Source organism: Candidatus Hepatincolaceae symbiont of Strigamia maritima (genome assembly GCF_055505085.1).
The window spans coordinates 1-1869 of sequence record NZ_DBKDTU010000139.1 but is presented as its reverse complement, the minus strand read 5'-3'; the positions used below and the strand labels follow the sequence as shown (position 1 = coordinate 1869).

1 protein-coding gene is annotated in these 1869 nt (G+C 34.4%); it reads left to right on the top strand.

Features of this window, described 5'->3' with window-relative positions; all coding sequences use genetic code 11:
- Positions 1 to 209 precede the first annotated feature (209 nt).
- The gene (gene dusB, locus ACQCX0_RS03585; protein WP_462562806.1) at positions 210 to 1211 is read left to right on the top strand and encodes a tRNA dihydrouridine synthase DusB; all 1002 of its coding nucleotides are present in this window, start codon (positions 210 to 212) and stop codon (positions 1209 to 1211) included.
- The last annotated feature ends 658 nt before the right edge of the window (positions 1212 to 1869 follow it).

Genomic DNA, 1869 nt, shown 5'->3' with positions numbered 1-1869 from the left:
GCGACCACCGAGATCTACACTCTTTCCCTACACGACGCTCTTCCGATCTTCATTAAGTTAAAACGTGAACCCTTGCCAGAAGAGACAATAATAACTGCTATTTTATGATTGCTTAGCATATTTAATTGAACTTTAATAAAGATTATGTTAATATGTTAGTTCAGTATATTACAAAAGTAAAGTACAACATGCAATAAAAATTTTGGAAAATGAAAATTTCTAGATTAAAACCTATTAAAATAGGTGATTTACAAATTGATAACCCTGTGTTATTAGCTCCAATGGCTGGAATTACTGATTTAACTTATAGAAAATTAGTAAAAAACTATGAAGCTCCGTTAGTTTATTCTGAAATGATTTCCGGTAATGCAATGCTCAGAGAATCTAAGAAAACCTATAGGATGCTAAACTCTTCTGAAATTGATAAACCGCTAGGGATACAACTAGCAGGTAGTGATATAGCAACTATGGTTAAAGCTGCTAAAATTAATGAACAAAGAGGGGTTGACCTTATTGATATTAATATGGGGTGTCCTGTAAAAAAAGTAATTAAAGGTATAGCTGGTGCTGCTTTACTTAGGGAAGAAACTTTAGCGGCAAAATTGATGGAGAGCATGGTTAGGGCTGTGAAGATTCCGGTTACCGTAAAAATTAGATTAGGCTGGGATAGCACATCAATTAATTCTCCGAGAATGGCTAGATTAGCACAAGAAAGCGGAATTGCTTTGGTAAGCGTACACGGCAGAACTAGGCAACAATTCTTTAGTGGTGTTGCGGATTGGCAGGCTATTAGTTTAGTAAAAGAGGCAGTAAGTATTCCTATAATTGCCAATGGTGATATTAAAAACGAAGCAGAAGCAGAGGAAGCTTTAAAAATATCTAAAGCTGATGGGATTATGATAGGGCGTGGTACCTATGGTAAACCTTGGCTTATTCAACATATTATTCATTATTTAAACACCGGTACTAAATTAGTAGAACCTACCCTAAAAGAGCGTTTAGGGATGGTATTAGAGCATTTTGAGGATATTTTAAATTATTACGGAATTGAAACAGGGATAAAAATTGCTAGGAAACATTTAAGTTGGCATACCAGAGGCTTGAAGAACTCAGCAGAATTAAGACAAAAAATTAATACATCAACTAATCATTCTGAAGTAATAGCTATGCTACAACAGAGTTTTTCTAATAATGTGGCATTAGCAGTATAGGGTTAAGGTATGAAGGCAGTAATAGGTGGAATTAGTAAGGTTGCCAGAAAAGTTGCTAAATATTTAGCAGAAGAAGGTATAGATGTTGTGGTTGTCGATAAAAATCCTCATCTAGTTAGGGATGTAACTGATACAGAGGCTATGGCTGGGGTAACTGGAAGCATAACTTCTGTGGACACTATGAGAGAATCAGGATTACAAGATGCTGAAATGTTTATAGCACTAACTAAACAGGATGAAATTAATATTATCGCCTGCGGTTTAGCAAAGGCTTTTAATGTTCCTACTAAAATAGCTAGTATTGAAAATAATGATTATTTAAGTAGTGATTGGCGGGATTTCTTTCATAAAAACTATGCTTACATAGATAAAGTTATGAACCCTAGTGCGGATATGGTGGAACATATTGAGGGTAGATTACAATATGCTAATAATTTGAATATTTCTGATGTTATTGAATTAGCAGACGGTACTGTACAATGTGTTTCAGTACATTGTTACGCAGAATGTTTAGTGCTTAATCGTGAAATTGCAGAAATTAGAAAGTTATTCTCTGATATTAATATGTCTATAATAGGTATTTTAAGAAATAATAACTTCTTTATTCCTATTATAGACATAAGATCGGAAGAGCGGTTCAGCAGGAATGCCGAGACCG